The organism is Micrococcus sp. iso_229, assembly GCF_058072725.1.
The window spans coordinates 397,395-422,868 of the sequence record NZ_CM176514.1; the positions used below are offsets into that span (position 1 = coordinate 397,395).

The 25,474-nt window shown below is 72.4% G+C and carries 22 protein-coding genes, 1 tRNA gene and 1 pseudogene; 13 read left to right on the top strand and 11 right to left on the bottom strand.

Features of this window, described 5'->3' with window-relative positions:
• The first annotated feature begins 30 nt into the window (after window positions 1-30).
• Window positions 31-1,899: an ABC transporter ATP-binding protein gene (locus AC3RKA_RS01890; protein ID WP_489727390.1), complete on the top strand. Its 1,869-nt coding sequence runs from the start codon at window positions 31-33 to the stop codon at window positions 1,897-1,899.
• A gap of 26 nt (window positions 1,900-1,925) precedes the next feature.
• Here the strand turns inward: AC3RKA_RS01890 and AC3RKA_RS01895 are convergent.
• The 3 genes from AC3RKA_RS01895 to AC3RKA_RS01905 form a co-directional block, all read right to left on the bottom strand.
• Window positions 1,926-1,999, bottom strand: a tRNA-Arg gene (locus AC3RKA_RS01895).
• A gap of 43 nt (window positions 2,000-2,042) precedes the next feature.
• Window positions 2,043-2,693 (bottom strand): hypothetical protein, encoded by a 651-nt coding sequence (locus AC3RKA_RS01900; RefSeq protein WP_489727391.1) that lies wholly within the window; start codon window positions 2,691-2,693, stop codon window positions 2,043-2,045.
• Between the two features lie 203 nt (window positions 2,694-2,896).
• Entirely contained in the window at window positions 2,897-4,078 is a 1,182-nt protein-coding gene (locus AC3RKA_RS01905) for an acyltransferase family protein (RefSeq protein ID WP_489727392.1), read from the bottom strand.
• A gap of 251 nt (window positions 4,079-4,329) precedes the next feature.
• On the opposite strand from AC3RKA_RS01905, the gene pcrA reads away from it, so the two are divergent.
• The 3 genes from pcrA to sucD all read left to right on the top strand — a co-directional run bounded on the left by pcrA (window position 4,330) and on the right by sucD (window position 9,193).
• On the top strand, window positions 4,330-6,891 hold the full coding sequence (gene pcrA, locus AC3RKA_RS01910; protein ID WP_489727393.1) for a DNA helicase PcrA: 2,562 nt from the start codon (window positions 4,330-4,332) through the stop codon (window positions 6,889-6,891).
• A gap of 184 nt (window positions 6,892-7,075) precedes the next feature.
• Window positions 7,076-8,245, top strand: a complete 1,170-nt coding sequence (gene sucC, locus AC3RKA_RS01915; protein WP_489727394.1) for an ADP-forming succinate--CoA ligase subunit beta — start codon at window positions 7,076-7,078, stop codon at window positions 8,243-8,245.
• Window positions 8,246-8,272: 27 nt separating this feature from the next.
• Window positions 8,273-9,193 carry a succinate--CoA ligase subunit alpha gene (sucD, locus tag AC3RKA_RS01920; RefSeq protein ID WP_489727395.1) on the top strand — a complete coding sequence of 307 codons (921 nt, stop codon included), beginning with the start codon at window positions 8,273-8,275 and terminating at the stop codon, window positions 9,191-9,193.
• Window positions 9,194-9,311: 118 nt separating this feature from the next.
• Here sucD and AC3RKA_RS01925 read toward each other — a convergent pair whose 3' ends face one another.
• The 3 genes from AC3RKA_RS01925 to AC3RKA_RS01935 are packed head-to-tail and all read right to left on the bottom strand — an operon-like array spanning window position 9,312 to window position 11,315.
• Entirely contained in the window at window positions 9,312-9,920 is a 609-nt protein-coding gene (locus tag AC3RKA_RS01925) for a response regulator transcription factor (protein ID WP_002853774.1), read from the bottom strand.
• Window positions 9,917-11,026 (bottom strand): sensor histidine kinase, encoded by a 1,110-nt coding sequence (locus tag AC3RKA_RS01930; protein ID WP_002853771.1) that lies wholly within the window; start codon window positions 11,024-11,026, stop codon window positions 9,917-9,919. The genes AC3RKA_RS01925 and AC3RKA_RS01930 overlap by 4 nt, the downstream gene beginning before the upstream one ends.
• A 40-nt stretch (window positions 11,027-11,066) precedes the next feature.
• Window positions 11,067-11,315, bottom strand: a complete 249-nt coding sequence (locus AC3RKA_RS01935; RefSeq protein WP_206395762.1) for a hypothetical protein — start codon at window positions 11,313-11,315, stop codon at window positions 11,067-11,069.
• Between the two features lie 211 nt (window positions 11,316-11,526).
• Here AC3RKA_RS01935 and AC3RKA_RS01940 point away from each other — a divergent pair, with 211 nt between their 5' ends.
• Together AC3RKA_RS01940 and AC3RKA_RS01945 are read left to right on the top strand one after the other, a co-directional pair.
• A complete protein-coding gene (locus tag AC3RKA_RS01940) occupies window positions 11,527-12,447 on the top strand; it encodes an ABC transporter ATP-binding protein (protein ID WP_227449126.1) in 921 nt (306 codons plus the stop codon).
• A gap of 46 nt (window positions 12,448-12,493) precedes the next feature.
• On the top strand, window positions 12,494-13,201 hold the full coding sequence (locus AC3RKA_RS01945; protein WP_002856464.1) for an ABC transporter permease: 708 nt from the start codon (window positions 12,494-12,496) through the stop codon (window positions 13,199-13,201).
• 178 nt (window positions 13,202-13,379) lie between these two features.
• Here the strand turns inward: AC3RKA_RS01945 and AC3RKA_RS01950 are convergent, their stop codons facing one another.
• A complete protein-coding gene (locus AC3RKA_RS01950; protein WP_060774751.1) occupies window positions 13,380-14,510 on the bottom strand; it encodes a VIT1/CCC1 transporter family protein in 1,131 nt (376 codons plus the stop codon).
• 103 nt (window positions 14,511-14,613) lie between these two features.
• Here AC3RKA_RS01950 and AC3RKA_RS01955 point away from each other — a divergent pair, with 103 nt between their 5' ends.
• Entirely contained in the window at window positions 14,614-15,033 is a 420-nt protein-coding gene (locus tag AC3RKA_RS01955) for a YidH family protein (RefSeq protein WP_060774750.1), read from the top strand.
• 4 nt (window positions 15,034-15,037) lie between these two features.
• On the top strand, window positions 15,038-15,361 hold the full coding sequence (locus tag AC3RKA_RS01960; RefSeq protein WP_136940707.1) for a DUF202 domain-containing protein: 324 nt from the start codon (window positions 15,038-15,040) through the stop codon (window positions 15,359-15,361).
• A gap of 75 nt (window positions 15,362-15,436) precedes the next feature.
• Here AC3RKA_RS01960 and AC3RKA_RS01965 read toward each other — a convergent pair whose 3' ends face one another.
• On the bottom strand, window positions 15,437-16,630 hold the full coding sequence (locus tag AC3RKA_RS01965; RefSeq protein WP_222958918.1) for an alcohol dehydrogenase catalytic domain-containing protein: 1,194 nt from the start codon (window positions 16,628-16,630) through the stop codon (window positions 15,437-15,439).
• A 210-nt stretch (window positions 16,631-16,840) separates the two neighbouring features.
• Entirely contained in the window at window positions 16,841-18,337 is a 1,497-nt protein-coding gene (locus AC3RKA_RS01970) for a sodium:solute symporter family protein (protein WP_489727396.1), read from the bottom strand.
• 186 nt (window positions 18,338-18,523) lie between these two features.
• Between AC3RKA_RS01970 and AC3RKA_RS01975 the strand changes: the two genes are divergently transcribed.
• The 4 genes and pseudogenes from AC3RKA_RS01975 to AC3RKA_RS01990 form a co-directional block, all read left to right on the top strand.
• Window positions 18,524-19,093 carry an XRE family transcriptional regulator gene (locus AC3RKA_RS01975; protein ID WP_002853758.1) on the top strand — a complete coding sequence of 190 codons (570 nt, stop codon included), beginning with the start codon at window positions 18,524-18,526 and terminating at the stop codon, window positions 19,091-19,093.
• Window positions 19,094-19,168: 75 nt separating this feature from the next.
• A complete protein-coding gene (gene speB, locus AC3RKA_RS01980; RefSeq protein WP_489727397.1) occupies window positions 19,169-20,185 on the top strand; it encodes an agmatinase in 1,017 nt (338 codons plus the stop codon).
• Window positions 20,182-21,900, top strand: a complete 1,719-nt coding sequence (locus AC3RKA_RS01985) for a thiamine pyrophosphate-binding protein (RefSeq protein WP_489727398.1) — start codon at window positions 20,182-20,184, stop codon at window positions 21,898-21,900. Before speB ends, AC3RKA_RS01985 begins: the two co-directional genes overlap by 4 nt.
• A 470-nt stretch (window positions 21,901-22,370) precedes the next feature.
• Window positions 22,371-23,419, top strand: a pseudogene (locus AC3RKA_RS01990) (dioxygenase family protein); the annotation flags it as partial.
• 23 nt (window positions 23,420-23,442) lie between these two features.
• Here AC3RKA_RS01990 and AC3RKA_RS01995 read toward each other — a convergent pair.
• Both AC3RKA_RS01995 and AC3RKA_RS02000 read right to left on the bottom strand, forming a co-directional pair.
• Complete coding sequence (locus tag AC3RKA_RS01995) at window positions 23,443-23,967, bottom strand: pyridoxamine 5'-phosphate oxidase family protein (protein WP_489727399.1); 525 nt, start codon at window positions 23,965-23,967, stop codon at window positions 23,443-23,445.
• Between the two features lie 67 nt (window positions 23,968-24,034).
• A complete protein-coding gene (locus AC3RKA_RS02000; protein ID WP_489727400.1) occupies window positions 24,035-24,940 on the bottom strand; it encodes an inositol monophosphatase family protein in 906 nt (301 codons plus the stop codon).
• Window positions 24,941-25,025: 85 nt separating this feature from the next.
• Here AC3RKA_RS02000 and AC3RKA_RS02005 point away from each other — a divergent pair, with 85 nt between their 5' ends.
• Window positions 25,026-25,472 (top strand): DUF6508 domain-containing protein, encoded by a 447-nt coding sequence (locus AC3RKA_RS02005; protein ID WP_145032044.1) that lies wholly within the window; start codon window positions 25,026-25,028, stop codon window positions 25,470-25,472.
• Window positions 25,473-25,474: the final 2 nt, after the last annotated feature.

Genomic DNA, 25,474 nt, shown 5'->3' on the forward strand with positions numbered 1-25,474 from the left:
TCTCGAACGGTCGAGAGAGCGGAGGGGCCCATGAGCATGGAGTCAGCGGCACGGATGTCCATGATGCGGATGACCCACGGGCAGTCCGACGCCCAGCAGAGCCTCGCCCGCGGCACGGTGCGCCGGACCATCGCGTTCGCGGGCCGGTACCGCACCCGCCTGATCGTGTTCGTCGCGGCGTCCATCGTGGGCGCGGTGCTCGGCGTGGCCTCGCCCGTGCTGGCCGGCGACGTCGTCAACGCGATCACCGGCGGTGCGGACCGCGGGCTCGTGGTGCGGCTGGCCCTGCTGATCGCCCTCGTGGCGGTGCTCGACGCGGCCCTGTCCGTGTTCACCAAGTGGCTCTCCTCCGGGCTGGGGGAGCGGGTCATCTACGACCTGCGCACCGCCGTGTTCGACCACGTGCAGCGCATGCCCGTGGCGTTCTTCCAGCGCACCCGCACCGGCGCGCTCGTCTCGCGCCTGAACAACGACGTGATCGGGGCGCAGTCGGCGATCTCGCGGACGCTCTCCGGCGTCGTCGCGAACGTGGTGTCCGTCGCGCTGACCCTGGGCGTGATGGTGGCCACCAGCTGGCAGGTCACCGTCCTGTCCCTCGTGATGCTGCCGCTGTTCCTGGTGCCGGCCCGGGCGGTCGGCTCGAAGCTGGCGGGCCTGTCCCGCGAACGGGCCGGGCACAACGCGGCGATGGGCGACCAGATGACCGAGCGGTTCTCCGCTCCCGGTGCCACCCTGATCAAGCTCTTCGGCCGTCCCGCCGCCGAGTCCGCCGAGTTCGCCCGCCGCGCGGACCGCGTGCGCGCCACCGGCGTGGACATCTCCGTGCGCCAGGCCGTCTTCACCACGCTGCTCACCCTGGTCTCCGCGCTCGCGCTCGCGGCCGTGTACGGCGTGGGCGGTCTCCAGGCGATCGCGGGCACCCTCGACGCCGGCGATGTCGTCACCCTCGCCCTCCTGCTGACCCGGCTGTACGCGCCCCTGACCGCGCTGGCGAACGCCCGCGTGGAGATCATGAGCGCGCTCGTGAGCTTCGAGCGCGTGTTCGAGGTCCTGGACCTGGAGCCGCTCATCACGGAGCCCGCGCGGCCCGCGGCCCTGCCGGAGGGGCCCCTGTCCGTGCGGCTGCGGGACGTGCGCTTCGCCTACCCCACCGCGGAGCAGGTGTCCCTGGCCTCCCTCGAGGAGGTCGCCGTGCTGGACACGCGCGGCGGCGAGGAGGTGCTGCACGGGATCGACGTGGCCGTGCCCGCCGGGGCCACCGTGGCCCTCGTGGGCTCCTCGGGTGCGGGCAAGTCCACCATCGCCTCGCTCGTCACGCGCCTGCACGACGTCACCTCCGGCGCCGTCGAGATCGGCGGTGTGGACGTGCGGGACCTCGCGTTCGCGGACCTGCAGCGGGCCGTGGGCATGGTGACCCAGGACGGCCACCTCTTCCACGAGACCGTGCGCGCCAACCTGACGCTGGCCCGCCCCGACGCGACGGACGAGCAGCTGTGGGACGCCGTCGAGCGGGCCCGCCTGCGCCCCGTGGTCGAGGCGCTGCCGGACGGGCTGGACACCGTGGTCGGCGAGCGCGGCTACCGCCTCTCCGGCGGCGAGCGGCAGCGGATGACGATCGCACGGCTGCTGCTGGCGGCCCCGCGCGTCGTGGTGCTGGACGAGGCGACGGCGGCGCTGGACTCCACCAACGAGCGGGCCATCCAGGAGGCGCTGGGGGAGGCGCTGGCCGGGCGGACCGCGATCGTGATCGCGCACCGGCTCTCCACCGTGCGCAGCGCGGACGAGATCCTCGTGGTCGAGGCCGGGCGGATCGTGGAGCGCGGCACGCACGCAGAGCTGCTCGCGGCGGGCGGGCGGTATGCGGAGCTCTACACCACGCAGTTCGCCGACGCGGAATGAGGCGGCGGCCGGACTGGCCGCCCAGGTGCCCCAGGCCGGAATCGAACCGACGGCCTACCCTTTAGGAGAGGGTCGCTCTATCCAACTGAGCTACTGGGGCGCGGACCGTGCGTCGGTCCGGTGAGCGAGTCTAGCCGAGCCCCTCAGGCCTCCCGCGCGGCGGGACCACGACGACGGCGCCGCCCGGCCCACAGCATCACGGCCACCGCCAGCGTGAGCAGCGCGAGCAGGACCCAGCGGGTCAGCGTCAGGGCGGCGGCCAGGCCGGCGCCCGGGCCGCCGGCGGCGATGGCCTGCTCGATCGCGATGTTCTCGCAGATGTCCACGACCGCGAACAGCACGCCCAGCCCGAAGACGACCCACTTGGCCTCGGCGGGACGCAGGCGCCACGCGCCGACCGCGGTGACCGTCAGCGCCACGGCGATCGGGAAGATCACGCCGGCCGTCTTGTGCACCCAGTTCAGCTGGCCGCGGGCGTCCTCGTCCATGACCGCGGAGAGCGCGCGGATGTGGTCCTGCCCGTAGAACAGCAGGGAGTCCGGCATCGCCAGGCCGCCGCTGAGCTGGGTCATCTGCTGCAGCACCAGCAGATGGAGGTACGCGCCCACGAGCAGGGTGGTCACGATCAGCGCGCTGACCGGGATCGCGGGGCTGCCCTCGCGCTCAGCGGCCGTGGCGAGGTCCTCCCGGACGTTGACGTCCCGCAGCGTGGGGCGGGAGCGCGGGGACTCGGCGACCGGGCGCGCGGCGGGCCGCGACGGACGCGGACGGGACTTGCGGGACTTCTGGGACACGGGGCACCTCCGCGGTCCATCCTCCCAGACCGGCCGAGCCGGTCCGGCCCCGCGCCGCCCAGCGCGTCCAGCCCTTCCCACTTTCGAACGTGAAATGGGGGTCATGGGGACTTTCGAACGCGAGATAGGCCCCACATCACGTTCGAAAGTGCGGGTGGGGTGGGGTGGGGTGGGGTGGGGGGCGGGGTCGAGTCGGGGGCGGCTCAGTCCGCGTGGCGGGGCCGCGGGCGGGGGACCCGGACGGGTGCGTCGGCCGCCGGCTCGGTGGCCGGGGCCGGCCCCGCGGTGGGCTGCGGCTCGGACGCCGGCTCGACGACCGACAGGGGCGCCGTCGTCGGGGCGGGCTCGGCGGTCTGTGCCGGCACGGCGTCCGCCGCCTCCGACGCCGAGACCCGGGTGCGTGGCCGCGCCCGGACGCGTCCCGCCGTCGGGAATTCGAAGAGCCAGCGCACCCGTCGGTAGCCGAGCGCGAGGGCGAGCGGGACGAGGAACGTGAACGACGCGATGGCCACGTAGAAGTCGACCGGGCGGACCGCGGCGAGGTCGCGGAAGGCCGCCACCGCCAGGATCAGCACCGGCATGTGGGCGACGTAGAGGACCATCGAGCGGCGGCCGCAGAACTCGAGGAACGGCAGGCGGGGCAGGCGCGGGCCGAGCCACAGCACCACGAGGATCCCCGGCAGCGCGGCGAACACGGACCAGGGCTGGCGCTCCGCCACCACGAGCGCGCCGGTGCGCGTGGCCGTCACGGTGAGCACCATGAGGATCACCGCGATCACGCCCAGGGCGGCGGGCGCCGTGCGGATCCGGGGGAGCAGTCGCGCGGAGGCGGCACCGAGGAAGAAGTACACGCCCCAGTACAGAGGGCGCACCCAGTGGCGGGGGCCGCTGACGAACTCGAGGAGCAGGACGAACAGGACGACGGCGACCACCAGCGCCGGGACGCGACGGATCACCGGGCCGATGAGGTAGCAGAGCATGAGCACCCACAGGAACCACAGGTGCCACGCGCCGCCGCGCCAGAACTCGATGGACAGCAGGGATCCGGGCCCGCCCGTGGCCAGCGCCAGGACGACCATCCAGACGAGGAACGGCCACAGGATCCGCTCCGCCTTGCCGCGGTAGTACGTGCCCAGCGGCTTGGACACCGAGCGGGGCAGCAGGACGCCGGACAGGAACATGAGCATCGGCATCCGCCACGACTGGAACACCTGCGCCACGTTCGCGAACGCCACGGAGCTGAAGGCCGCGTCGAGTCCCTGCGGCATCGTGTAGGTGTGGGTGAACATCACCAGCAGTACGGCGAATCCTCGCATCGCGTCCATCCAGGTCATCCGGCTGGGGGTGGACCCGTGGGACACGGGCGGGGTCGGAGTGGTGGACATGGCGGCTCCGGGGTGGCGTGGCGGGGCGGGGGAAGGGGGCTCCGCCGCCACATCGCGCGGAACGCCCAGAAGACCATAGCGGGCCGGTCGATTCCCGCCGGTTTTCGAACGTGAAATCGGGCTCATGGGGACTTTCGAACGCGAGATAGGCCCCACATCACGTTCGAAAGTGCGGACGGGTAGGGCGGGGCAGGGGAGACGACGGCGGCGCCCGCTGTCGCGTCCGGGGCCACGCCTAGACTGGGTCCGCCATGGCTGACCTCTTCTCCGCGCTCGGACGCACGCCCCTGAACCTCGACCGCACCCGCCGCCCGGCGGACCCGGAGACCGCCCTGCCCGGGCTCGTGCCCCCGGCCGTCACGCGCGCGGCCGCGGACCCCGAGGCCTGGGGCCAGGACGCCCGGCCGGCCGCGCCGACGCACACTCCCGAGTCGCTCGTGGCGGGGCTCAACCCGCAGCAGGCAGCCGCGGTGACCCACACGGGGGCGCCCCTGCTGATCGTGGCGGGCGCCGGCTCGGGCAAGACCCGGGTGCTGACCCACCGCATCGCGTGGCTGCTCGCCACCGGCCGGGCGCGGCCGCACGAGATCCTCGCCATCACCTTCACGAACAAGGCCGCCGCGGAGATGCGCGAGCGCGTGGCCGGGCTGATCGGCCCCACCGCCCAGCGGATGTGGATCTCCACGTTCCACTCCTCCGCCGTGCGGCTGCTGCGCAACGAGGCCGCCAACATCGGGCTGAAGTCCACGTTCACCATCTACGACTCGGCGGACAGCCTGCGCCTGGTCACCACCGTCGCCAAGCAGCACGAGCTGGACCCGAAGCGCTTCGCGCCCAAGGCCTTGCTGAACCGCATCAGCTCCCTGAAGAACGAGCTCGTGGAGGCGGAGGACTACGCCGCCACCGTGGCCGAGGGGGACCCGTGGGGCCGCGCCGTCGCCGCCGTCTACCGGGACTACACGGCCCGCCTGCGCCAGGCCAACGCCCTGGACTTCGACGACCTGATCGGCATGACGGTCCACATGTTCGAGGCGTTCCCGCGCGTGCTGGACAACTACCGCCGCCGGTTCCGCCACGTCCTCGTGGACGAGTACCAGGACACCAACCACGCCCAGTACCGCCTGATCCGGCTCCTCGCCGGCCCGGCGGGCGACCCCGAGGGCGTGGAGACCCCCGGCGGCGAGCTGACAGTCGTCGGCGACTCGGACCAGTCCATCTACGCGTTCCGCGGCGCGGACATCCGCAACATCGTCGAGTTCGAGCAGGACTTCACGGACGCCGTCACCATCAAGCTCGAGCAGAACTACCGCTCCACGCAGACCATCCTGGACGCCGCCAACGCGGTGATCGAGCGCAACCCTGACCGCCGTCCCAAGCGCCTGTGGACGGCCGAGGGGGAGGGCCCGGCGATCGTCGGCTACGCCGCGGAGAACGAGTCCGCCGAGGCGGAGTGGATCGCCAGCACCATCGACCGGCTGCAGGACGAGGAAGGGATCCGCCCGGCCGACGTCGCCGTGTTCTACCGGACCAACGCGCAGTCCCGTGCGCTCGAGGAGCGGCTGGTGACGCGCGGCATCCCGTACAGGGTCATCGGCGGCACGCGCTTCTACGACCGCAAGGAGATCAAGGACGCGCTCGCCTATCTGCGGGTGATCGTCAACCCCGACGACGACGTCAACGTGCGCCGCATCCTCAACGAGCCCAAACGGGGCATCGGGGACCGGGCCGAGGGCGCCGTCGCCGCGTGGGCCGAGCGCAGCCGCTCCACGTTCTCCGCGGCCCTGCGCGACGCCGAGAACGCCCCCGGCATGGCCGCCCGCTCGCTCAAGGCCGTCAAGGGCTTCGTGCAGATGATGGACGACCTCGGCCAGGTCGCCGAGTCCGCCGGCCCGGCCACCGTCCTGGAGGCGGTGCTCGAGCAGTCCGGCATGCTCGCAGCGCTGCGCGAGTCCGAGGACCTGCAGGACGAGTCCCGCGCGGACAACCTCGGTGAGCTCGTCGCCGTCGTCCGCTCCTTCGAGACGACGCACCCGGACGGCACCCTGTCCGACTTCCTCGAGCAGGTGGCGCTCGTGGCGGACGCGGACCAGCTGCCCACGGCCCCGGACGTGGAGGGCGAGGCGCTCGCGGAGCAGCAGGGCCAGGTCACGCTCATGACGCTGCACACCGCCAAGGGCCTCGAGTTCCCCGTGGTGTTCCTGACGGGCATGGAGCACGGGGTGTTCCCGCATGCCCGCTCGATGACGGACGAGAAGGAGCTTGCGGAGGAGCGTCGCCTGGCGTACGTGGGCCTGACACGCGCCCGCCGTCGCCTGTTCCTGACGCGCGCCGAGGCACGCTCGCTGTGGGGCCAGCACCAGTTCAACCCGCCCAGCCAGTTCCTCGGGGAGATCCCGGAGGCGCTCATCGACTGGGAGCGGGAGGGCACCACCCGCTCGGCCGGCTCGTTGAGCCTGACCGGCGCCGGCACCTCGCGCTACGCGGGGCGGTTCGGGGGCGGTCGGCCGGCCTGGCGGTCCCGGGACGACGACGGCGCGCGGCCCCAGCGCCTCACCCGCGGGGACGAGCCGGCGGACCTCACGGTGCCCTCCGCCGTGGTGCGCGGGAAGGCGCCGAGCCGGGTGCAGCCGCAGAAGGAGATCGTGGCGCTCAGCCCGGGCGACCGCGTCTCCCACGCGACCTTCGGCGAGGGGCGCGTGGACGCCGTCGCGGGCGCGGGGGACAAGACCGTCGCGACCGTCACCTTCGACACCACCGGGGCGCAGAAGCGGCTGCTGCTGCGCTACGCCCCGCTGACGAAGGTCGAGGGCTGACGGGACCGGCCCGCCGACCCCCCGGTCGCCCCGGGGTGTGGACTAGAGTGAGCCGTGGAACGCCGCCGTCCGCCGCCCTGCTGTGCCCCCGTGCCCGGCCCGGCCACGGAGGGGGCGTCGACGTCGGCCGCGCCCGCGGGCGAGGCCGGCAGACCCTGTCTTCGACCAAGAAGGACACACCACCGTGGACCTGTATGAGTACCAGGCGCGCGATCTGTTCGAGGCGCACGGCGTCCCCGTGCTGGCCGGCATCGTTGCGCAGACCCCGGACGAGGCCAAGGCGGCCGCGGAGAAGATCGGCGGCGTCACCGTCGTCAAGGCACAGGTGAAGGTCGGCGGCCGCGGCAAGGCCGGCGGCGTGAAGGTCGCCAAGACGGCCGACGAGGCCTACGAGCACGCCAAGGCCATCCTGGGGATGGACATCAAGGGCCACACCGTGCACCAGGTCATGATCGCCCAGGGCGCCGACATCGCCGAGGAGTACTACTTCTCCGTGCTGCTGGACCGCGCCAACCGCACCTACCTGGCCATGTGCTCGGTCGAGGGCGGCATGGACATCGAGCAGCTCGCCGAGGAGCGCCCCGAGGCCCTCGCCAAGGTGCCCGTTTCCGCGCTGACCGGCATCGACGCCGAGACCGCCCAGAAGATCGTCGCCGAGGCGGGCTTCCCCGAGGAGCTGCGCGCCGACGTCGCCGAGGTCATCCAGAAGCTCTGGGAGGTCTTCGAGAAGGAGGACGCCACCCTCGTCGAGGTCAACCCGCTGGTGAAGACCGGCGACGGCAAGATCCTCGCCCTGGACGGCAAGGTCTCCCTCGACGACAACGCGCAGTTCCGCCATGAGGGCCACGCCGCCCTCGTCGACGAGCGCACCGAGGACCCGCTGGAGGCCAAGGCCAAGGCCAACGACCTCAACTACGTGAAGCTGGACGGCCAGGTCGGCGTGATCGGCAACGGCGCCGGCCTCGTGATGTCCACCCTCGACGTCGTCGCGTACGCCGGCGAGCAGCACGGCGGCGTGAAGCCGGCCAACTTCCTGGACATCGGCGGCGGCGCCAATGCCGAGGTCATGGCCAACGGCCTCGACGTCATCCTGGGCGACGAGCAGGTCAAGTCCGTGTTCGTGAACGTCTTCGGCGGCATCACCGCGTGCGACCAGGTCGCGAACGGCATCGTCAAGGCCCTCGAGATCCTGGGCGACACCGCCACCAAGCCGCTGGTCGTGCGTCTGGACGGCAACGCCGTGGAGGAGGGCCGCCGCATCCTGCAGGAGGCGAACCACCCGCTCGTCACCCTGGCCGCCACCATGGACGAGGGCGCCGACAAGGCCGCCGAGCTCGCCCACTCCGCGAACTGACCGTTCGGAAAGACTGAGGAAACAGCTATGTCGATCTACCTGAACAAGGACTCCAAGGTCATCGTCCAGGGCATCACCGGCGGTGAGGGCACCAAGCACACCCGCCTCATGCTCAAGGCCGGCACGAACATCGTGGGCGGCGTGAACGCCCGCAAGGCCGGCACCACCGTGTCCCACGAGGACAAGGACGGCAACGCCGTCGAGCTGCCCGTCTTCGGCACCGTCAAGGAGGCCATGGAGAAGACCGGTGCGGACGTGTCCGTGGCCTTCGTGCCGCCGGCCTTCGCCAAGGACGCCGCCATCGAGGCCATCGAGGCCGAGATCCCGCTGCTCGTGGTCATCACCGAGGGCATCCCGGTGCAGGACTCCGCCAAGTTCTTCGCCCTGTCCCAGTCGAAGACCGGCGAGGACGGCAAGCCGAAGACCCGCATCATCGGCCCGAACTGCCCCGGCATCATCACCCCGGGCGAGGCCCTGGCGGGCATCACCCCGGCCACCATCACCGGCACCGGCCCCATCGGCCTCGTGTCCAAGTCCGGCACGCTGACCTACCAGATGATGTACGAGCTGAAGGACTTCGGCTTCTCCACCGCCATCGGCATCGGCGGCGACCCGGTCATCGGCACCACCCACATCGACGCCCTCGAGGCGTTCGAGGCCGACCCGGACACCCAGGCCATCGTGATGATCGGTGAGATCGGCGGCGACGCCGAGGAGCGTGCGGCCGAGTTCATCAAGGCCAACGTCACCAAGCCGGTCGTCGGCTACGTGGCCGGCTTCACCGCCCCGGAGGGCAAGACCATGGGCCACGCCGGCGCCATCGTCTCCGGCTCCGCCGGCACCGCGCAGGCCAAGAAGGAGGCCCTCGAGGCCGCGGGCGTGAAGGTCGGCAAGACGCCGTCCGAGACCGCTCAGCTCATGCGGGAGATCCTGCAGGCCCAGGCCTGATCCCGACCCTCGGCCGCCGGGCCTGACGGCACGGCGACCACAGCGAACGGCCCCTCACCCGCCAGGGTGAGGGGCCGTCGTCGTGGTGAGGTCCTGTGAGGTGACGGGAGACGCGGAGTCAGAGCCACTCGTGGCGGCGGGCGAACCGCGCCGCGTCATGGCGCGTGGACGTCTGGGTCTTCTGCATGGCACTGGAGAGGTAGTTGCGGACCGTGCCCTCCGCGAGGTGCAGCTGCTGCGCGATCCTGGCCACGGAGTACCCCTCGCCCGTGGCACGCAGGGCGTCGAGCTCCCGGTCGGTGAGGGGACAGTCGTCCGAGATCGCCCGGGCCGTGGTGTCCGGATCGATCCATCGCTGCCCGCTGTTCACCCTGCGGATCACATCGGCGATCTCCTCCGGCTCCGCAGACTTGGTGACGAACCCGGTGACGCCGGCCTTCAGCGCCCGTCGGAGCACCCCGGGACGGGCGTGGCGGGTGAGCATCACCACCGGGAGGTCGGGGTGGGTCTCGCGGAGCGTCGCGACGGCTGCGACGCCGTCCAGACCGGGCATCTCCATGTCCGTCACCAGCATGTCGGGATCGATGCGGCGCACCGCCTCGACCGCCTCATTGCCGTCGGCGGCCACCTCCTCGACGCGGATGCCACCCTCCATCTCCAGCAGAGTGGCCAGTGCTGTGCGCAGGAGCTTCTCGTCGTCCGCCAGGACGATCCTGATGTCATTCACACCGACTCCTCCTCGTCCGCTTCCCATCGTGCCCCGAGGGTGAACCGTCCGTCCCCACAGGAGACGTCCAGGCGGCCTCCGACCCCCGCGAGGCGGGACCGGAGATTCTCCAGCCCTCCCCTGTGGTCTTCGGCGGGGACAGCCAGCACACCGTCATTGGACATCACCACGTGCCCGGGGGCAAGGCTGATGTCGACCCGACGGGCGTCGGAGTGGCGCAGGATGTTGGTGGTCCCCTCCCGGATCACGACGCCGGCCACATGCTCGAACTCTTCGGTGCGCGGGCCGCCGTCGTCGTCGGTGGTGACGGTGATGCCTGCGGCCTTGAGCAGTGAGACGGAGTTCGCGAGCTCTCCGCGCAGGGTCAGAGTGTGGCCGTCCTGTGCCAGCGCCTTGGTCTCGGCCATGGTCTGGCGCAGGGTCTGCTGAGCCTCGTCGAGTTCCCGCCGTGCAGCCTCGGTGTCCGTGGACAGCAGTCGCTGGGCGACGGCGATCTTGAGCTTCACCACATGCAGTGCGTGGCCCTGGATGTCGTGGAGGTCCTGGGAGAAGCGCAGCCGCTCGGCATCGACAGAGGCTGCCCGTTCCTGCTCCGCGCGCTGGTCCTGGAGACGCATGAGGTCGAAGGAGGCCCGGGAGTCGGGGATGGTCACGCACGCGGCTCCCGTCAGCAGGGCGCCCATGCCGACATAGACCCACAGTGCCTGGGGGTCTGTGACGACCACGAGAACGCCGACGGCTGCTCCGACGGTCAGCGTCAGCAGGGTCATGACGGCCCGGGTGCGTCGACTCCACATGACCTCGAGCGCACCGGCGAGGGCGAACGCCAGGGCGCCGAGGGGAGTCAGCTCCCAGAGGGCGCTGAGCGCCCAGGTGAGAGTGCCCAGGGCGAGCACTGCCCAACGCGTCGGAGCAGCCACCTCCCGGTGCCACTGGGACAGCAGCCAGAGGCCGGCGATGAGGCCGGGTGCCAGGACGAGAGGGGGCCACGGCTCCACAGCGGACGTCAGGAGGGCGACGATGGCGGCAACACCGAAGACTGCGAGCAGGACGAAGCTCGTCCTGCTGCGCAGCCTTCGCGTCTCCGACGTGTGCTCGGAGGTCATGGGCACTCCATGTTCAGTCAGCGCGTGGATCGGGTGCCCCTCAGGAGATCACCTGCGTCTCTCGCTCGACGGCCTTGTGGCTGGCCGAGAACCCCACAGCGGTCGCGACGACGGCGACCACCATGCCGACGATCAACCAGGTGGCGTCGGCGGTGTCCCGTGCGGGGACCCAGGAGGTGATCTCCGAGGGCAGGATATCGGGGATGGGCAGGTAGTGCAGCGTCAACATGACGCCGAACGCGGTGGCACAGAGGAACAGGATGAATGCGATGGTCCGGATGGTCTTCATGGGAGCCTCCCGTGTCCAGGGCGATGGTTGGTTCTCTTCGGTGGTCCCGATCCGCCGCGGGTGCCGCGGGATCGGAACGACACCCACCCTTCCGTCACCGGCCCGCCCCGCACCAGTGACGCAGCGTCATGCTTGCGCACCAACTCTGTCATGCCGCGCAGTGACGTGACCTCACTGTCTGGGGCGGATCCCGGTTGGTTGTGTGGGGGACATGCAAAACACGACGCTTCTCCCCGCCCCCACCGCCGTCGACTCCCGCACGCAGACGATCGTCGAGATCCACGACCTCAGGGTCGACTACGGGGACTTCACCGCCGTCGACGGGATCGATCTCGAGATCCGACGTGGGGAGTTCTTCGGCCTGCTCGGCACCAACGGTGCCGGGAAGACCACCACCATCGAGGTCATGGAGGGCCACCGGGTCCCAACCGCCGGCTCCGTGCGGGTCCTCCAGCAGGACCCGAGCGACCGTACCCTGCGTCGTCGGGTGGGGATCATGCTCCAGGAGAGCGGGTTCGCCCCGGACCTGACCGTGCGCGAGACCCTCGCGCTGATCGGTCGTCTGACGCGGCGGGACGACGACGTCGACCGTGTCCTGGACCTGGTGGACCTCCGTCGGCGCCGGGACACCCGGACCGGGCAGCTCTCTGGCGGCGAGAAGCGCCGCCTCGACTTCGCCACGGCGATCTTCGGCTCACCGGAGCTGATCTTCCTCGACGAGCCCACCACGGGGTTGGACATCGAGGCACGCGACGCCCTCTGGCACGTCGTGGACCGGCTGCGTGACGAGGGCGCGACGATCCTGCTCACCACGCACTACCTCGAGGAGGCCCAGGAGCGGGCCGACCGCATCGCGCTCATGCACAGCGGCCGCATCCATCGGCAGGGGACAGTCGCCGAGCTCACCTCGGCCTTCCCCTCGACCATCAGCTTCCGGCTGAACGGTGAGCTCACCGTCCCGTTCGAGGACGCGACGACCGCACCCGGCGGCGCGGTCACCATCCCCACCACGAACCTCCAGGAGGACCTGTACCGCCTCCTGGTGTGGTCCCGCTCCCGCGATGTGGAGCTCGAGGGCCTGAACGTCGGAGCCGAGGGACTCGAATCCCTCTTCCGCGCCCTGAACGCCTGATCACACGTCCTCACGATTGACTCGACCACCACAAGAGGAGCCCGCAATGTTCGCCATCGCCCGCAGCGAGATGACACAACTCGTCCGCAACCGCCTCGTCGCAGCCTCGTCGTTGTTCGTCCCTCTCGCCTTCAGCGCGGTCCTCATCTTCAATCGGGAGAACTTCGGAGGGACGGCAGTGGCCGCCGCCCTGATCCTGGTCACCGTGACCGCCATGGGCACCTACGTCACAGCGACGACCACCCTGGCCTCCCGCCGCCAGAACCTGTTCCTCAAACGGCTGCGCTCCACATCGGCGAAGGACGCCTCCATCCTGAGCGGTCTCGTGCTGCCGATCGCGCTGGTGAACCTGGTGCAGGCCGGGGTCATCGTCGCGATCCTGTCGGTCGTCGGCACCCCTCCGGTGGGGGTCGTGGCCGTCGTGGCCGCCGTCGTCGTCCTGGAGTTGATGTTCGTGGGCGCAGCCATCGCGACGGCGGGTCTCACCAACTCCCCGGACCACGCGCAGGTGACCACGCTGCCCCTGTTCGTCGTCGCCCTCGGGGCAGCAATGTGGGTCGGCCTCACCGGGACCGAGGAGCTCGCTGGAGTCAAGCGACTACTGCCCGGCGGTGCGGTGACCGAACTGATTGTCGAGGGATGGAGCGGCATGGCCCTGCATGAGACCGTCAGCCTGCTGCTGCCGAGCCTGGCCTTCGTCGTAGCGGCGTTCGCCATGGCCAAGAGCACCTTCCGGTGGGAACCGCGGGCCTGAGGCCCGCATGGCCGCCGCCTTCCGCTCCCATGACACGGAGCAGAGCGACACTGCGACAGCGGGCAGGCCCACCGCTGTCGGTGCACTCTTCGGGGCTCTGGAGGAACCGAGTCGCCGAGAGGACGGAGAGGACCGGAGGCTCTTCTCGTGGCCGGGGCGTCAGACTGCCCTCCCCGCGTCAGCCCACGTTCGCGCCGAAGAGCAGGCCCAGCACGTACGTCACGGCGGCGGCGCCGAATCCGATCGCGAGCTGGCGCAGGCCCCGAGCCAACGGTGAGGAGCCGGACAGCAGCCCGACCACACCGCCGGTGAAGAGCAGGGCCGCGCCCACCATCGCCGCCGCCAGGCCCAGGGCCCACAGCCCGGACATGCCGAAGATGTACGGCAGGATCGGGATGAGCGCGCCGGAGGCGAAGAACGCGAAGCTGGACAGGGAGGCGCTCCACGCCGAGCCGATCTCCGCGAAGGAGTCCGAGTGGTCCACCGGACCCTGGGAGCCGTCGGGACGGGCGGAGAACTGTGGGTTGCAGTCGCACGTGAGATAGCCGAGGCGCTCGAGCGCGCGGTGCTCGGCGTCCTCAGGCGTCATGCCGCGGGCCAGGTAGACGAGCGTGAGCTCGTTGTGGTCCAGGTCCAGGTGCTGGGCCGCCTCGAGGGTGATCTGGGTGGGGGAGGAGGCCTCGAGCAGCTCCCGCTGGGACCGCACCGAGACGTACTCGCCGGCCGCCATGGACAGCGCGCCCGCGAGCAGTCCGGCCACGCCGGTGAACAGCACCACGGACGGCGCCACGCCCGTCGCGCCGATGCCCATCACGAGCGCCAGGTTGGAGACCAGCCCGTCGTTCATGCCGAAGACGGCGGCGCGGAAGTTGCCGGCCAGCTGTTCGCGACCCCGGGCGGCGAGGCCCCGCACGACCTCCTCGTGGATGGCCTCGTCCGCCGCCATGCCCTCGGGGGCGTCCTGGTCCTTCGCGTAGGGGGTGTCCGACTCGGCGCGCTGGGCCAGGGCCAGCACGAACACGGAGCCGAAGATCCGTGCGAGCCAGCGCAGCAGGATGCGACGGAAGGAGGGGCGCGGGGGGTTCTCGGCGTGCTCGCCCAGGAGAATCCGCCAGTGCTGCTCATGGCGGCGCTCGGCCTCGGCGAGGCCGAGCAGGATGTCGCGCTCCACGCCGTCCTTGCGGGCGGCGATGTCGCGGTAGATCTGGCCCTCGGCGATCTCGTCGGCGAGGTAGCGGCGCCAGCGTCGGACCTGTTCGCGGGTCGGCTCGGGGCGTGCCGCAGGCGTGGCGGTGTGGGCGGGGCTCATGGGGCTCCATCGGATGGGCGGGCGGGGACGGGCGGCGCCGTCGCGGACCGCGGCGGCCGGGCGCGCCCGACCGGCCAGTCTACGCCGTCGCTACCATGGCCGCATGGACGCAGCAGAGACCCCCGACGGCCCCGAGACCGCCGCCCACGACGGCGGCCGGCCGGCCTGGCAGCACCGCCTCCTGGCGGGCGGGGTGGAGCCGGACCCCCGGTTCACGCTCGCCAATGAGCGCACGTTCCTGGCCTGGGTCCGGACGGCGCTGGCGCTGTTGGCCGGCGGGGTCGCGGTGGAGGCGTTCACCGGCGCCCTCTTCGCGCCGCCGGTCCGGGTGGTGCTGAGCACGGTGCTGCTCGTCCTGGCGGCGCTGCTCGCCCTGGGCGCGGGTGCGCGCTGGCTCCGGGTGGAGCGGGCGATGCGCCGCGGCCGTCCGCTGCCGCTGCCGCTGATCGTCCCGGTCCTGGCGGGGGGCGTCGTGCTGGCCGTCGTGGTGCTGCTGGCCGCCGTCGTCCTGCCGCGGGGCTGAGACGATGCGTCTGCATCACGACCCGGGGCTGCAGCCCGAGCGCACCGTGCTGAGCTGGGGCCGCACGGTCCTGGCGCTGGGCGTCCTCAGCCTCACGTTTCTGAGGTGGTGGCCGGCCGTCGGCGCGTGGGCGTTCGGGCCTGCGGTGGTGGCGGCCGTCGGCGGGGCGGCTGTGCTGGCCACGCAGCGCCGGCGCTACGTGGCGCAGGCGGACGGGATCGCACGGGAGCAGGCCCGGCCGGCCCTGGCGTCGGTGGCCTGCATGGTCGCGCTGGTGGTGGGCTTGGCGGCCCTCGGGATCACCGCCACGCTGCTGCACGCGACCTGATCCGCGGACGACGACGGCGCCCCTCACCTGCGCGGGCAGGTGAGGGGCGCCGTCGTGCCTCCGGAGGCGGACCGCTCAGCGGGCGATCATGCCGTGGGGGTCGATGATGAACTTGTCCACGGAGCCCTGGTCGAACTCCGCGTAGGCCTGGGGTGCCTCGTCCAGGCTGATCACGCGCGGGTTGACCATCTCCGTCAGGTACGGCATCCGGTCCCACAGGATCGACATCATCAGCTGGCGGTTGTAGCGCATGATGGGCGCCTGCCCGCCGATGATGTGGGGCGACTTGATCCAGGCCTTGCCGAAGTCCACCGGGAAGGTGCCCTCCTGCTCGGCCTTCGTCTCCGCGATCGGGTCCGGCCCGTAGATGCCGATGATGCCCGTGGCACCGCCCGGACGGGTGATGTCCAGGACCTGGTTCACGGCGGCGATCGGCTGCATCTCATCGGACTCGGAGCCCAGGCCGTGGGCCTCGGAGCCGACGTAGTCCACCGCGCAGTCCACCATCGGCTCGCCGAGGATGTCGTTCACGGCGTCCTGCAGGTTCTCCGTGACGGAGAGGTCGATGGTCTCGCAGCCGTGCTTGCGCACCAGCTCCAGACGCGAGGCGTCCTGGTCGCCCACGATGATGCACGAGGCGCCCAGCAGTCGAGCGGCGGCCGCGGCGCACCGGCCCACGGGGCCGGCGCCGGCGATGTAGACGGTGGAGCCGGGCTTGGCGCCGGCCGCCATGAGACCGTGGAACGCCGTGGGGAGGATGTCCGAGAGCACGGCCAGGTCCAGGATCTTCTCCATCGCCTGCTCCTGGTCCGGGAAGCGCAGCAGCTGGAAGTCGGCGTACGGCACGAACAGGTACTCGGCCTGTCCGCCCTGGAAGTCGCCCAGATTGAAGCCGTAGGCGGCGCACGCCTGCTCCGGGTTGGCGGTCTCACAGATCTCAGTGTGGCCGGCGCGACAGTTGCGGCAGCGGCCGCAGGCCACGTTGAACGGCACGGAGACGAGGTCGCCCTCCTTCAGGAACTGGACGTCGCTGCCGACCTCCAGCACCTGGCCGGTCATCTCGTGACCCAGCACCATGCCCTCGGGCACGGGGAAGGAGCCGCGGTAGATGTGCAGGTCGCTGCCGCAGATGTTGGTGGCGACGATCTTGAGGATGACGCCGTGCGGGGCGGCGGAGCCGTTGGGCATCTCCAGCTTGGGGAAGTCCAGCTCGTCGACGCGCACGTCCTTGATGCCGTGGAATGCCACGGCGCGGTTCTTGGTGGTCATGAAACTGTTGCCTTTCTGTCTCCAGCGAGGCCCCGGCGGGGCGAGAGACGGGGCGAACCCGAGTGGGAGTCCCGGTCCCGGGCTGTTATGCACACACTAGGGTCGGGGGGAGCCCGGGGGAAGGGTCGCCCGCCACCGCACCGCCTGGCCTCGCCCATCGTGCGGGCGTCGGAGGAACGCAGGCCCCGGGCTCATCGGCCAGCGGCATTCTCAGACCGCTGCGTCGACGCCGTGGCGGGAGCGCACCCGCCAGGCCTCGAGGACCGCGGGGTCCGTGGGCCGGGTCATCAAGCTGAGGAGGACGTACACGACGGCGGAGGCCGCCAGGCCGACGTAGATCGGCTCGTTCGCGAAGACGCCCTCGAAGGGCTCGGCCGCGTTCAGCTCGAGCCAGCCCATGGTGCCGAGGGTGCCCACCGTCCCGACCACCATGGACCACACGGCCGCCGTGCCGGTGCCGCGCTGCCACACGAGGCCGCCGACGATCGCGACGAACAGGCCGCCCACGAGGATGTCGTACGCGATGGTCAGGGCCGCCACCACGTCCGGGACGACGATCGCCAGCCCCAGGACGACGGCGCCGAGCAGCAGCACCCAGCCGCGGTTCGAGGCGAGCTCCGCCGCGGTCTCCGGAGCCTCGTCCTCGGCGGTGGCGCCGTCCTCGGAGGCGGCGGCCTCGCCGCGGAGGATGGGGAGGATGTCGGTGCGCATCACGGTCGAGGCCGCGATGATCGCCCCCGAGGCGGTGGACATCATGGCCGCGACGGCGGCCGCCAGGGCCACGCCACCGATGCCGACGGGCAGCAGGTTCTGGGCGACCCACGCGAACACGTCGTCCTTGGTGGCGATGTCCGCGGTCACCGTGCGGGCGGCCATCCCGATCACGGCGCCGGCGACGCCGTAGGCGATGCAGTACAGCCCCGCGGTGGCGCCGCCGATCTGGGCCACGCGCGGGGAGCGGGCCGTGAAGACGCGCTGCCAGACGTCCTGGCCGATCAGCAGGCCGAGGGTGTAGACCACGAAGTAGGTGACGATCGACTGCACGCCGATCCCGTCCCAGCTGAAGAACTCGGCGCCCAGGCGCTCCTGCATGGCGCTCCAGCCGCCGGCGTTGGCCAGGGAGAGGGGGAGCATGAGGGCGAACAGGCCGATGGTCATGATGAGGAACTGAGCCATGTCGGCCAGGGTGATGGACCACATGCCGCCGAGCACGGAGTAGGCCAGCACGATGCCGCCGCCCACCAGGACGGACAGCCAGCGGTCCCAGCCGAAGAGCACCACGAAGATCGACGCGTAGGCGCCCGTGGAGGTGGCGGCGAGCATGAGCGTGTAAGCGAGCATCACGAAGGAGGAGGCGTGGGAGGCCCCGCCGCGGCCGTACCGCAGGCGCAGCATCTGCGAGACGGTGTAGATCTTCAGACGGGCCAGGATCGGGGCGAACGCCACCGACAGGATGAGCACGCCGACGCCGATGGCGGCCACGAGCCACGCACCGGAGAGCCCGAACTCGTACCCCAGGCCGACGCCGCCCACGGTGGCGGCGCCGCCGAGCACGACGGCGGCCATGGTGCCGGTGAACAGCATCGGCCCGAGACGGCGGCCCGCCACGAGGTAGTCCTCCGAGCTGGCGGCGCGGGTCTTGCCCCACCAGCCGAAGGCGAGCATGCCGACCAGGTAGACGGCGACGATGGTCAGGTTGAGGGTCACGGGCGGTCCTTGGGGCGAGAGGATCCAGGGCGCCGGGATGAGGGGGCGCCGCGGGCGGGACGGGAGCGATCGGCGTGTTGCCGATCACACGATCTGGGTCTACGGTAAACACATGTTGCTTGTCAGACAACATGACGTCCAGGGTGACCTCGGCGACGCCGCCTGGCCGACGTCGGGAGGAACACGATGAAGGCCCTCCCGCTCGAGACCGCGCCGGGCCAGGCGCTGATCGGCCGCCGGCTGCGCGCGCTGCGCGAGGCGCGGCGGCTCACCGTGGCCCAGCTGGCCGAGGCTGCCGGCGTCAGCAAGGGCTTCCTCTCCCGCCTCGAGCGGGACCTGACAAGCCCGTCCGTGAGCACGCTCGTGACCCTGTGCCAGGTGCTCGGCGCGAGCCCGGGCGACGTCCTGGACGCGCCCGAGGTGACGGTCGTGCGCCTCGCCGACGCCCCCGCGATCAGCCTCGGCGGCGAGGGCATCCGCGAGCGCCTCATCACCCCGCGCGGTCGTCGCGACCTGCAGATCCTGCGCGCGGACATCGCGCCGCACGGCCGCGGGGAGGCGGAGCTGTACACCGTGGACTGCCGCGTGGAGGCGGTGCACGTGGTCACCGGCCGCCTCGAGCTGCGGACCACCGAGGCCGTGCACCTGTTGGAGGAGGGGGACACCGTCACCCTCCCCGGCCGCGAGCCTCACTCGTGGGCCAATCCGGACGACCGCCCCGCCGTCGTGCTGTGGACCCTCGTGGGCCACGCGTGACCCCGTGCGGCACGCCCGCACCGGACAGACCAGACCGACCAGACCGCACCGAACCGCCCAGAGAGGACATCCCAGATGCTCGAGATCCCCCGCGTCGAGGACAACGGCCGCCTCGGCCCCGTGAACTCCGCCCTCGTGCCCCGCTACGGCGGCGCCCCCACCTACGCGCTGCTGCCGCGCCTGGACGAGGCGGCCGCAGTCGGCGTCGCCCCGGAGATCAAGGTGGTCGGCGTGCCGTTCGACGCCGGCGTCTCCTACCGCCCCGGTGCACGCTTCGGGTCCGGCCACGTGCGACAGTCCTCGCGGCTGCTGCGCCCGTACAACCCCGCCACGGACACCTCGCCCTTCGCGCAGGCCCAGGTGGTGGACGCCGGGGACATGGCGGTGAACCCGTTCAACATCGGCGAGGCCATCGAGGCGATCCAGCAGGACGCGATGGACCTCACCGAGGACGGCTCCTCGCTCATGACCATCGGCGGCGACCACACCATCGCGCTGCCGCTGCTGCGCGCCGCCTCCGCCCGTGCGGGTGAGCCCGTGGCCCTGCTGCACTTCGACGCCCACCTGGACACGTGGGACACCTACTTCGGCGCCGAGTACACCCACGGCACGCCGTTCCGCCGCGCCGTGGAGGAGGGGATCCTGGACACCGAGGCCATCTCGCATGTGGGCACGCGCGGTCCGCTCTACGGCAAGAAGGACCTCGACGACGACCATCGCATGGGCTTCGGCATCGTCACCTCCTCGGACGTGTTCCGTCAGGGCGTGGACGAGATCGTGGACCAGCTGCGCCAGCGCATCGGGGGCCGGCCGCTCTACATCTCGGTGGACATCGACGTCCTCGACCCAGCGCACGCGCCGGGCACCGGCACCCCTGAGGCCGGCGGCATCACGAGCCGCGAGCTGCTCGAGATCCTCCGCGGCCTGCGCGGGCTCGACATCGTGGGCGCGGACCTGGTGGAGGTGGCCCCGGCCTACGACCACGCCGAGCTGACCGGCGTCGCCGCCTCCCACGTGGCCTACGACCTCGTCTCCCTGATGGCCGACCGCCGCGCCACCCGCGCGGCCGCCGGTGAGGAGTCGGCCCGATGACCGACGAGCAGACGACGACGGCGGCGACTCCGCGGCGCAACGGCGGCGACCTCGCCGTCGAGACGCTCCATGCCCTGGGCGCACGGACGGTCTTCGGCATCCCGGGCCAGCACGCCCTCGGCCTCTTCGACGCCCTGTCCCGCTCCCCGCTGGAGTTCGTCTCGAACCGCGTGGAGAACAACGCCGCCTTCGCCGCCGACGGGTACGCCCGGGCCACCGGCGAGGTCGGCGTGCTGTTCCTGTCCACCGGCCCGGGCGCGCTCACCTCACTGGCCGGCCTGCAGGAGGCGTACGCCACGGGTGTGCCGATGCTCGTGATCGCCTCGCAGATCCCGCTGTCCGGGCTCGGCGCCCGGCGCAAGGGCATGCTGCACCAGCTGGACGACCAGAAGGCCTCGGCCCGCAACGTCACCAAGGCCCAGTTCACGGTCCACCACGCCTCGGGCATCCCGTCCGCCGTCCAGGACGCGTGGGCCGAGGCCGTCACCGTGCCGCAGGGGCCGGTGTGGGTCGAGATCCCGCAGGACGTGCTGCTCGGCGAGGTCATGGTGCCCCCGGTCGAGGACGCCCTGGCCGTGCCCTACGACCACCCGCCGCGCGCCGAGCTCGTGGCCGAGTCCGTGCGCTGGCTGCGCGGGGCCGGGCGGGTGGCGATCGTGGCCGGCGGCGGCGTGCGCCGCTCCGGCCGGGCCGCGATGGCGAGCCTGCGGGAGGTCGCGGAGCTGCTCCAGGCACCCGTGGTCTGCTCGCCGGGCGGCAACACCGCCTTCCCGTGGGAGCACCCGCTCAGCCTCGGCGGCTGGGTGGAGGACCGCCTCGTCACGGACCTGCTCGAGGACGCGGAGGTGCTGCTCGTGGTGGGCTCCTCGCTCGGCGAGGTCACCTCGAACTACTTCACTCTCGAGCCGCGCGGCCGCCTCATCCAGGTGGACGCGGAGCCGCGCGTGCTGGAGGCCAACCACCCCACGCTGGGTGTGCGCGCGGACGCCGGCCAGGCGCTCGAGGCGCTCGCCGCGGCGCTGCGCGAGTCGGGCTCGGTGGCGCAGGACGCCGCCGTCTGGCACGGCCGCACCCCGGCCGAGGTGGTGGCCGACGTCAACGCGCGCATCAGCGCCCGGCTCGACGCCCAGGACCTCGGCGTGGAGCGCCGGCTCCTGGCGGACATCCGGGCCGCCGTCCCGTCGACCATGCAGACGTACTGGGACATGACCATCGCCGCCTACTGGGCGTGGAACTGCTGGGACGCGCAGGACGGCGAGTTCCACTCGGCGCAGGGTGCCGGAGGGCTCGGCTACGGGTTCCCGGCCGCGTTCGGCGGCGCGGTGGGCCTGGCCCACCAGGGACGCACCGGGATCGACGGGCGCGTGCTCGCCGTCGCCGGCGACGGCTCGGCGATGTACTCCCTCGCCGAGCTCGCGGCCGCCAGACAGCACGGCGCGGCGGTGACGTGGCTGATCATCGACGACGGCGGATACGGCATCCTGCGCGAGTACATGGAGGGCGCGTTCGGCAAGGCCACGGCCACCGAGCTCGACAGGCCGGACTTCCCGGCCCTCGCCGCCTCCTTCGGCGTGCCCGCCGAGACGGTGGGAGTGGAGGACGTGCGCGGCGCGCTCGAGCGCGCGTTCCAGGCGGACGGGCCGAACGTCGTGGTGGTGCAGACCCGCCTGGCGATGTGGGCGCCGAGCCACCTGGGGGAGGCCCCGGAGGTCTGAGGCGGCCCGGCGCGGCTCAGCGGCGGCCGCGGGCCTCGAACGGCTCGTAGTCCGGCCCCGCCCCGGCGGCAGCCCGACGTTCAACACTCGTGCCACGAGCGCGGTGGCGCAAGGCCGCCCGGGGTGGGGTTGGCGTGCACCTGTGGGAACTCGAGTTGCGGGCGGTGCGTGCGCAGTGCGGTGACGAGGTGGACCACGGCCAGGGAGCTGTCTCCGTGGCGAAGAAGCCGGACTCGGGCGTCAAGGGAGCCGGGCCGAGGGCCCGCGCGGACCGACCCGGTCACCAGGGACATGGCCCGCCATGTCGACGGCGTCGGGGCGGTTGCGGGTGTCCCGCCGGTGTCCGAAACCTCCCAGAAGACGTCCTGGAACCATCCCGCCGATCTCCGGAAACGTCCGGCATCCGTTGCCATGCTGGCCTCTCGACGCGGCCCGCCACCCGGCGGGCGCCCCACGAGAGGAACTCCAGGGCCCCCTGGCTCCCGACCCGCTCCCGCCGTCCCTTCCCCCAGGTCACCGAGGGAGGCGAGGCCCCCGCCGTCACGCCCACCTTCGAGGGCCGGGCCTTCCACCGCCCCGCCGAGGACGTCGAGGACCAGGGCGCCGCCTTCGACGTCGGCACGCTCGTCTCCCGCCGCAACGCGCTGGGCATCTTCGGCGCGGGGTCGGGAGCCCTCGTCCTCGCCGCGTGCGGTGTCCAGGAGGGCGCCTCGTCCTCCTCCGGCTCGACCTCTGCGAGCGCCGGCTCCTCGTCACCCGCGGCCTCCTCCTCGTCGGCGGCGAGCGCCTCCCGTCCGCCACCCTGACCGAGATGGTCACCGAGACCGCAGGCCCGTACCCGGGCGACGGCTCCAACGGCCCGGACGTGCTCGACGCGTCCGGCCTCGAGCGCTCCGACCTGACCACGAGCATCGACACGGGCACCGTCGCCGAGGGCGTCCCGCTGACGGTGACGATGAACGTGATCGACATGGCCCACGGCGACGCCGCCATGACCGGCGCCGCCGTGTACCTCTGGCACGCCGACGCGCAGGGCCGCTACTCGATGTACTCGGACGGCATCACGGAGGAGACCTACCTGCGCGGCGTCCAGGTGGTGGGCGACGACGGCACGGTCACCTTCACCACGGTGTGGCTCGGCTGCTACGCCGGCCGGTGGCCCCACCTGCACTTCGAGGTGTTCCCGGACAAGGCGTCCATCACGGACGCGACGAACAACGTCCTCACCTCCCAGATCGCGATGCCCGAGGAGCAGTCCTCGCAGGTCTACGCCACCTCGGCCTACGACGGGTCGACGGCGAACTTCGCCCAGGTCAGCCTCGAGACGGACAACGTCTTCTCGGACGGCTACGAGACACAGCTGCCGCAGATCACGGGCTCCGTGGAGAAGGGCTTCGCCATCACCATCGACGTCCCGATCGACACCACCACCGAGCAGGAGCAGGGCGGGATGGGCGGGCCCGGCGGCGGGCAGCCCCCGGCGGGCGGCGAGGGCGGGCAGCCCCCGGCGCGTCCCTGAGCCTCCCCGGCCCGGTCACCGGGTCAGTCGGTCTGGGACGCGTTGCGCTCGGGGTGCGGGCCGAACACGAAGTGGCGGCCGGACACGCGCTGGACGTCCACGCGGACGTAGAAGTCCTTGAGCGTCGGCACCCACGGCTCGATGCCGAGGGACTCGGCCTCCGCGATCTCCGCCTCCGTGTCCAGGCGGCGCGCGGTGCCGTGCACGAGCACGGACCAGGCCTGGTCGGCCAGGATCCCGTCGGCCTGCACCACGACGCGCGGGTTCACCGTGAGCTCGGCGAGCTTCGAGCCGGGCGCGGTGCGGAAGTAGACGGCGCCGTCGTGGGCCCGCACGTTCACCGGCACGATGTCCGGCCGCCCGTCCACGGCCAGCCCGAGGCGCGCGTGGCGCACGCGGCGCAGCAGTCGCCAGACCTGGTCCTCGTCCAGCACCAGGACGGCCTCGTCGTCCGGGTGCTCGAACATCAGGTGGTCCCCGGGCTCCGCGACGGGATCGGGGCGCTGCATCGACGGGGCGTCGGCGGTGTCGTGGTGCTGCGGGGTCATCGGGGCCTCCTGGCGTGCCGGGACGGGCGCCGTCGGGAGCGGCGCTGAGATCGGGCTCACACCCACTCTAGGCGTGGTCGGCCGCCCGCGAGGCGAGGATGTCGCCCAGCACCGCCGCCGTCGTCGGTGCCTCGCGGCCCGGCGCGACGGCGAGCGCGAACGGGCACGTGTGGGCGCGCGGGCCGTCGTCGACGAGCCGGCCCGACGACGGCGCCCCCGGCTCCGGCGTGAGCCACCTGCCCCCGGCGCGGCGCAGGATCAGCTGCCCCGCCGCGACGTCCCACGGCTTGGTGTCCACGTACAGCGCGGCGTCGGCCCAGCCCGCCGCCGTGTGGGCGAGCTCGAGGGCGCCGGAGACGGTGCGGCGCACGGTCGCGTGGGCGGTCACGAGCCGCCCGAAGCGGCGCAGCGCCTCCTCGCCCTCGCGCGCGATCGCCTCGCCCGCCGGATAGGAGGTCACCAGGTTCTGGGCGCGCTCGCCGCCGGCCGGCGCCGGCCGGGCACCCTCGGCCAGCGGGCGCTCCGGCCCGTCGCCGCGGGAGAGGTAGGCGCCGTCCTCGTCGGCGGAGAACGACAGCCCGCCCACGGGGTCCAGCACGACGCCGGCCACCACCTCGCCGTCGACCTCGGCGGCCAGGGACACCGAGAACATCGCGAAGCCGTGCGCGAAGTTGGAGGTGCCGTCGATGGGGTCGACGATCCAGGTCAGCCGGGCGGCCTCACCGGTGCCGGCCTGCGCCCCGAGCTCCTCGCCGAGCACGCCGGAGCCGGGGACCGCCGTCGTGAGCGCGCCGACGAGCCGGGCCTCGGTGTGTCGGTCGTGCACGGTGACGAGGTCGTGGTGCGTGGTCTTGGCCTCGGGCCCGGTGGCGGCGGGGGAGCGGAAGGCGGCGGCGAGGTCGCCGGCGACCGCGCGGGCGGCGTCGAGGGCGATCGCGCGCAGCTCGGCGGGGCGGGGCAGGGTGGGGCTCATGCCCCGAGCCTAGGCGGGGGCCCGGACACGCCGGCCCGCACGCGAGACAATGGGGCCGACCCCCCCCCCGAGCAGAGGAGCCGCCATGACCGAGCACCCCCTCCCGACCCCCGACGACGGCGCCACCCTCACCGGCCCGCAGACCCCCACGCCCCAGCGCGTGGCCGCCGTGCGTGCGCTGCGCGAGCTGCTCGCCGCCGGCTACGGCACCGAGGCCCGGCCCATCGCCTCCTACGGCGCCCCCGCGCCCGGCACCCTCGGCGGCGTCTACCCGGACTACGACGACCGCGTGTTCCCCGGCCTGGTGGCCGCGCAGGAGCTGGCGGGCATCGACGTCGACTACCTGCGGAACGTGGACCGGGTGAGCGAGGCTGGCATCGCCGAGGCGTCCCTGGCCGACCTCGGCACGCTGTTCACCTACCTGGTGCGCGGCGAGCGGTTCGCGGACGGGCACGTGGCCGCCGCGATCGAGAACGGCAAGGTCGGCCGCATGCTGGACCGCCTGACCGCGCTGGTCCCCGAGATCCGCTGAGA

Coding starts and splice junctions, on each gene's coding strand:
- AC3RKA_RS01950 (WP_060774751.1), bottom strand. CDS start 14,510: ATGAGCCCCGCCCACACCGCCACGCCTGCGGCACGCCCCGAGCCGACC.
- AC3RKA_RS02005 (WP_145032044.1), top strand. CDS start 25,026: ATGACCGAGCACCCCCTCCCGACCCCCGACGACGGCGCCACCCTCACC.
- sucD (WP_489727395.1), top strand. CDS start 8,273: ATGTCGATCTACCTGAACAAGGACTCCAAGGTCATCGTCCAGGGCATC.
- AC3RKA_RS01960 (WP_136940707.1), top strand. CDS start 15,038: ATGCGTCTGCATCACGACCCGGGGCTGCAGCCCGAGCGCACCGTGCTG.
- AC3RKA_RS01940 (WP_227449126.1), top strand. CDS start 11,527: ATGCAAAACACGACGCTTCTCCCCGCCCCCACCGCCGTCGACTCCCGC.
- AC3RKA_RS01945 (WP_002856464.1), top strand. CDS start 12,494: ATGTTCGCCATCGCCCGCAGCGAGATGACACAACTCGTCCGCAACCGC.
- AC3RKA_RS01975 (WP_002853758.1), top strand. CDS start 18,524: ATGAAGGCCCTCCCGCTCGAGACCGCGCCGGGCCAGGCGCTGATCGGC.
- AC3RKA_RS01905 (WP_489727392.1), bottom strand. CDS start 4,078: ATGTCCACCACTCCGACCCCGCCCGTGTCCCACGGGTCCACCCCCAGC.
- AC3RKA_RS01995 (WP_489727399.1), bottom strand. CDS start 23,967: ATGACCCCGCAGCACCACGACACCGCCGACGCCCCGTCGATGCAGCGC.
- pcrA (WP_489727393.1), top strand. CDS start 4,330: ATGGCTGACCTCTTCTCCGCGCTCGGACGCACGCCCCTGAACCTCGAC.
- AC3RKA_RS01955 (WP_060774750.1), top strand. CDS start 14,614: ATGGACGCAGCAGAGACCCCCGACGGCCCCGAGACCGCCGCCCACGAC.
- AC3RKA_RS01935 (WP_206395762.1), bottom strand. CDS start 11,315: ATGAAGACCATCCGGACCATCGCATTCATCCTGTTCCTCTGTGCCACC.
- AC3RKA_RS01930 (WP_002853771.1), bottom strand. CDS start 11,026: ATGACCTCCGAGCACACGTCGGAGACGCGAAGGCTGCGCAGCAGGACG.
- AC3RKA_RS01985 (WP_489727398.1), top strand. CDS start 20,182: ATGACCGACGAGCAGACGACGACGGCGGCGACTCCGCGGCGCAACGGC.
- AC3RKA_RS01965 (WP_222958918.1), bottom strand. CDS start 16,630: ATGACCACCAAGAACCGCGCCGTGGCATTCCACGGCATCAAGGACGTG.
- AC3RKA_RS02000 (WP_489727400.1), bottom strand. CDS start 24,940: ATGAGCCCCACCCTGCCCCGCCCCGCCGAGCTGCGCGCGATCGCCCTC.
- AC3RKA_RS01890 (WP_489727390.1), top strand. CDS start 31: ATGAGCATGGAGTCAGCGGCACGGATGTCCATGATGCGGATGACCCAC.
- speB (WP_489727397.1), top strand. CDS start 19,169: ATGCTCGAGATCCCCCGCGTCGAGGACAACGGCCGCCTCGGCCCCGTG.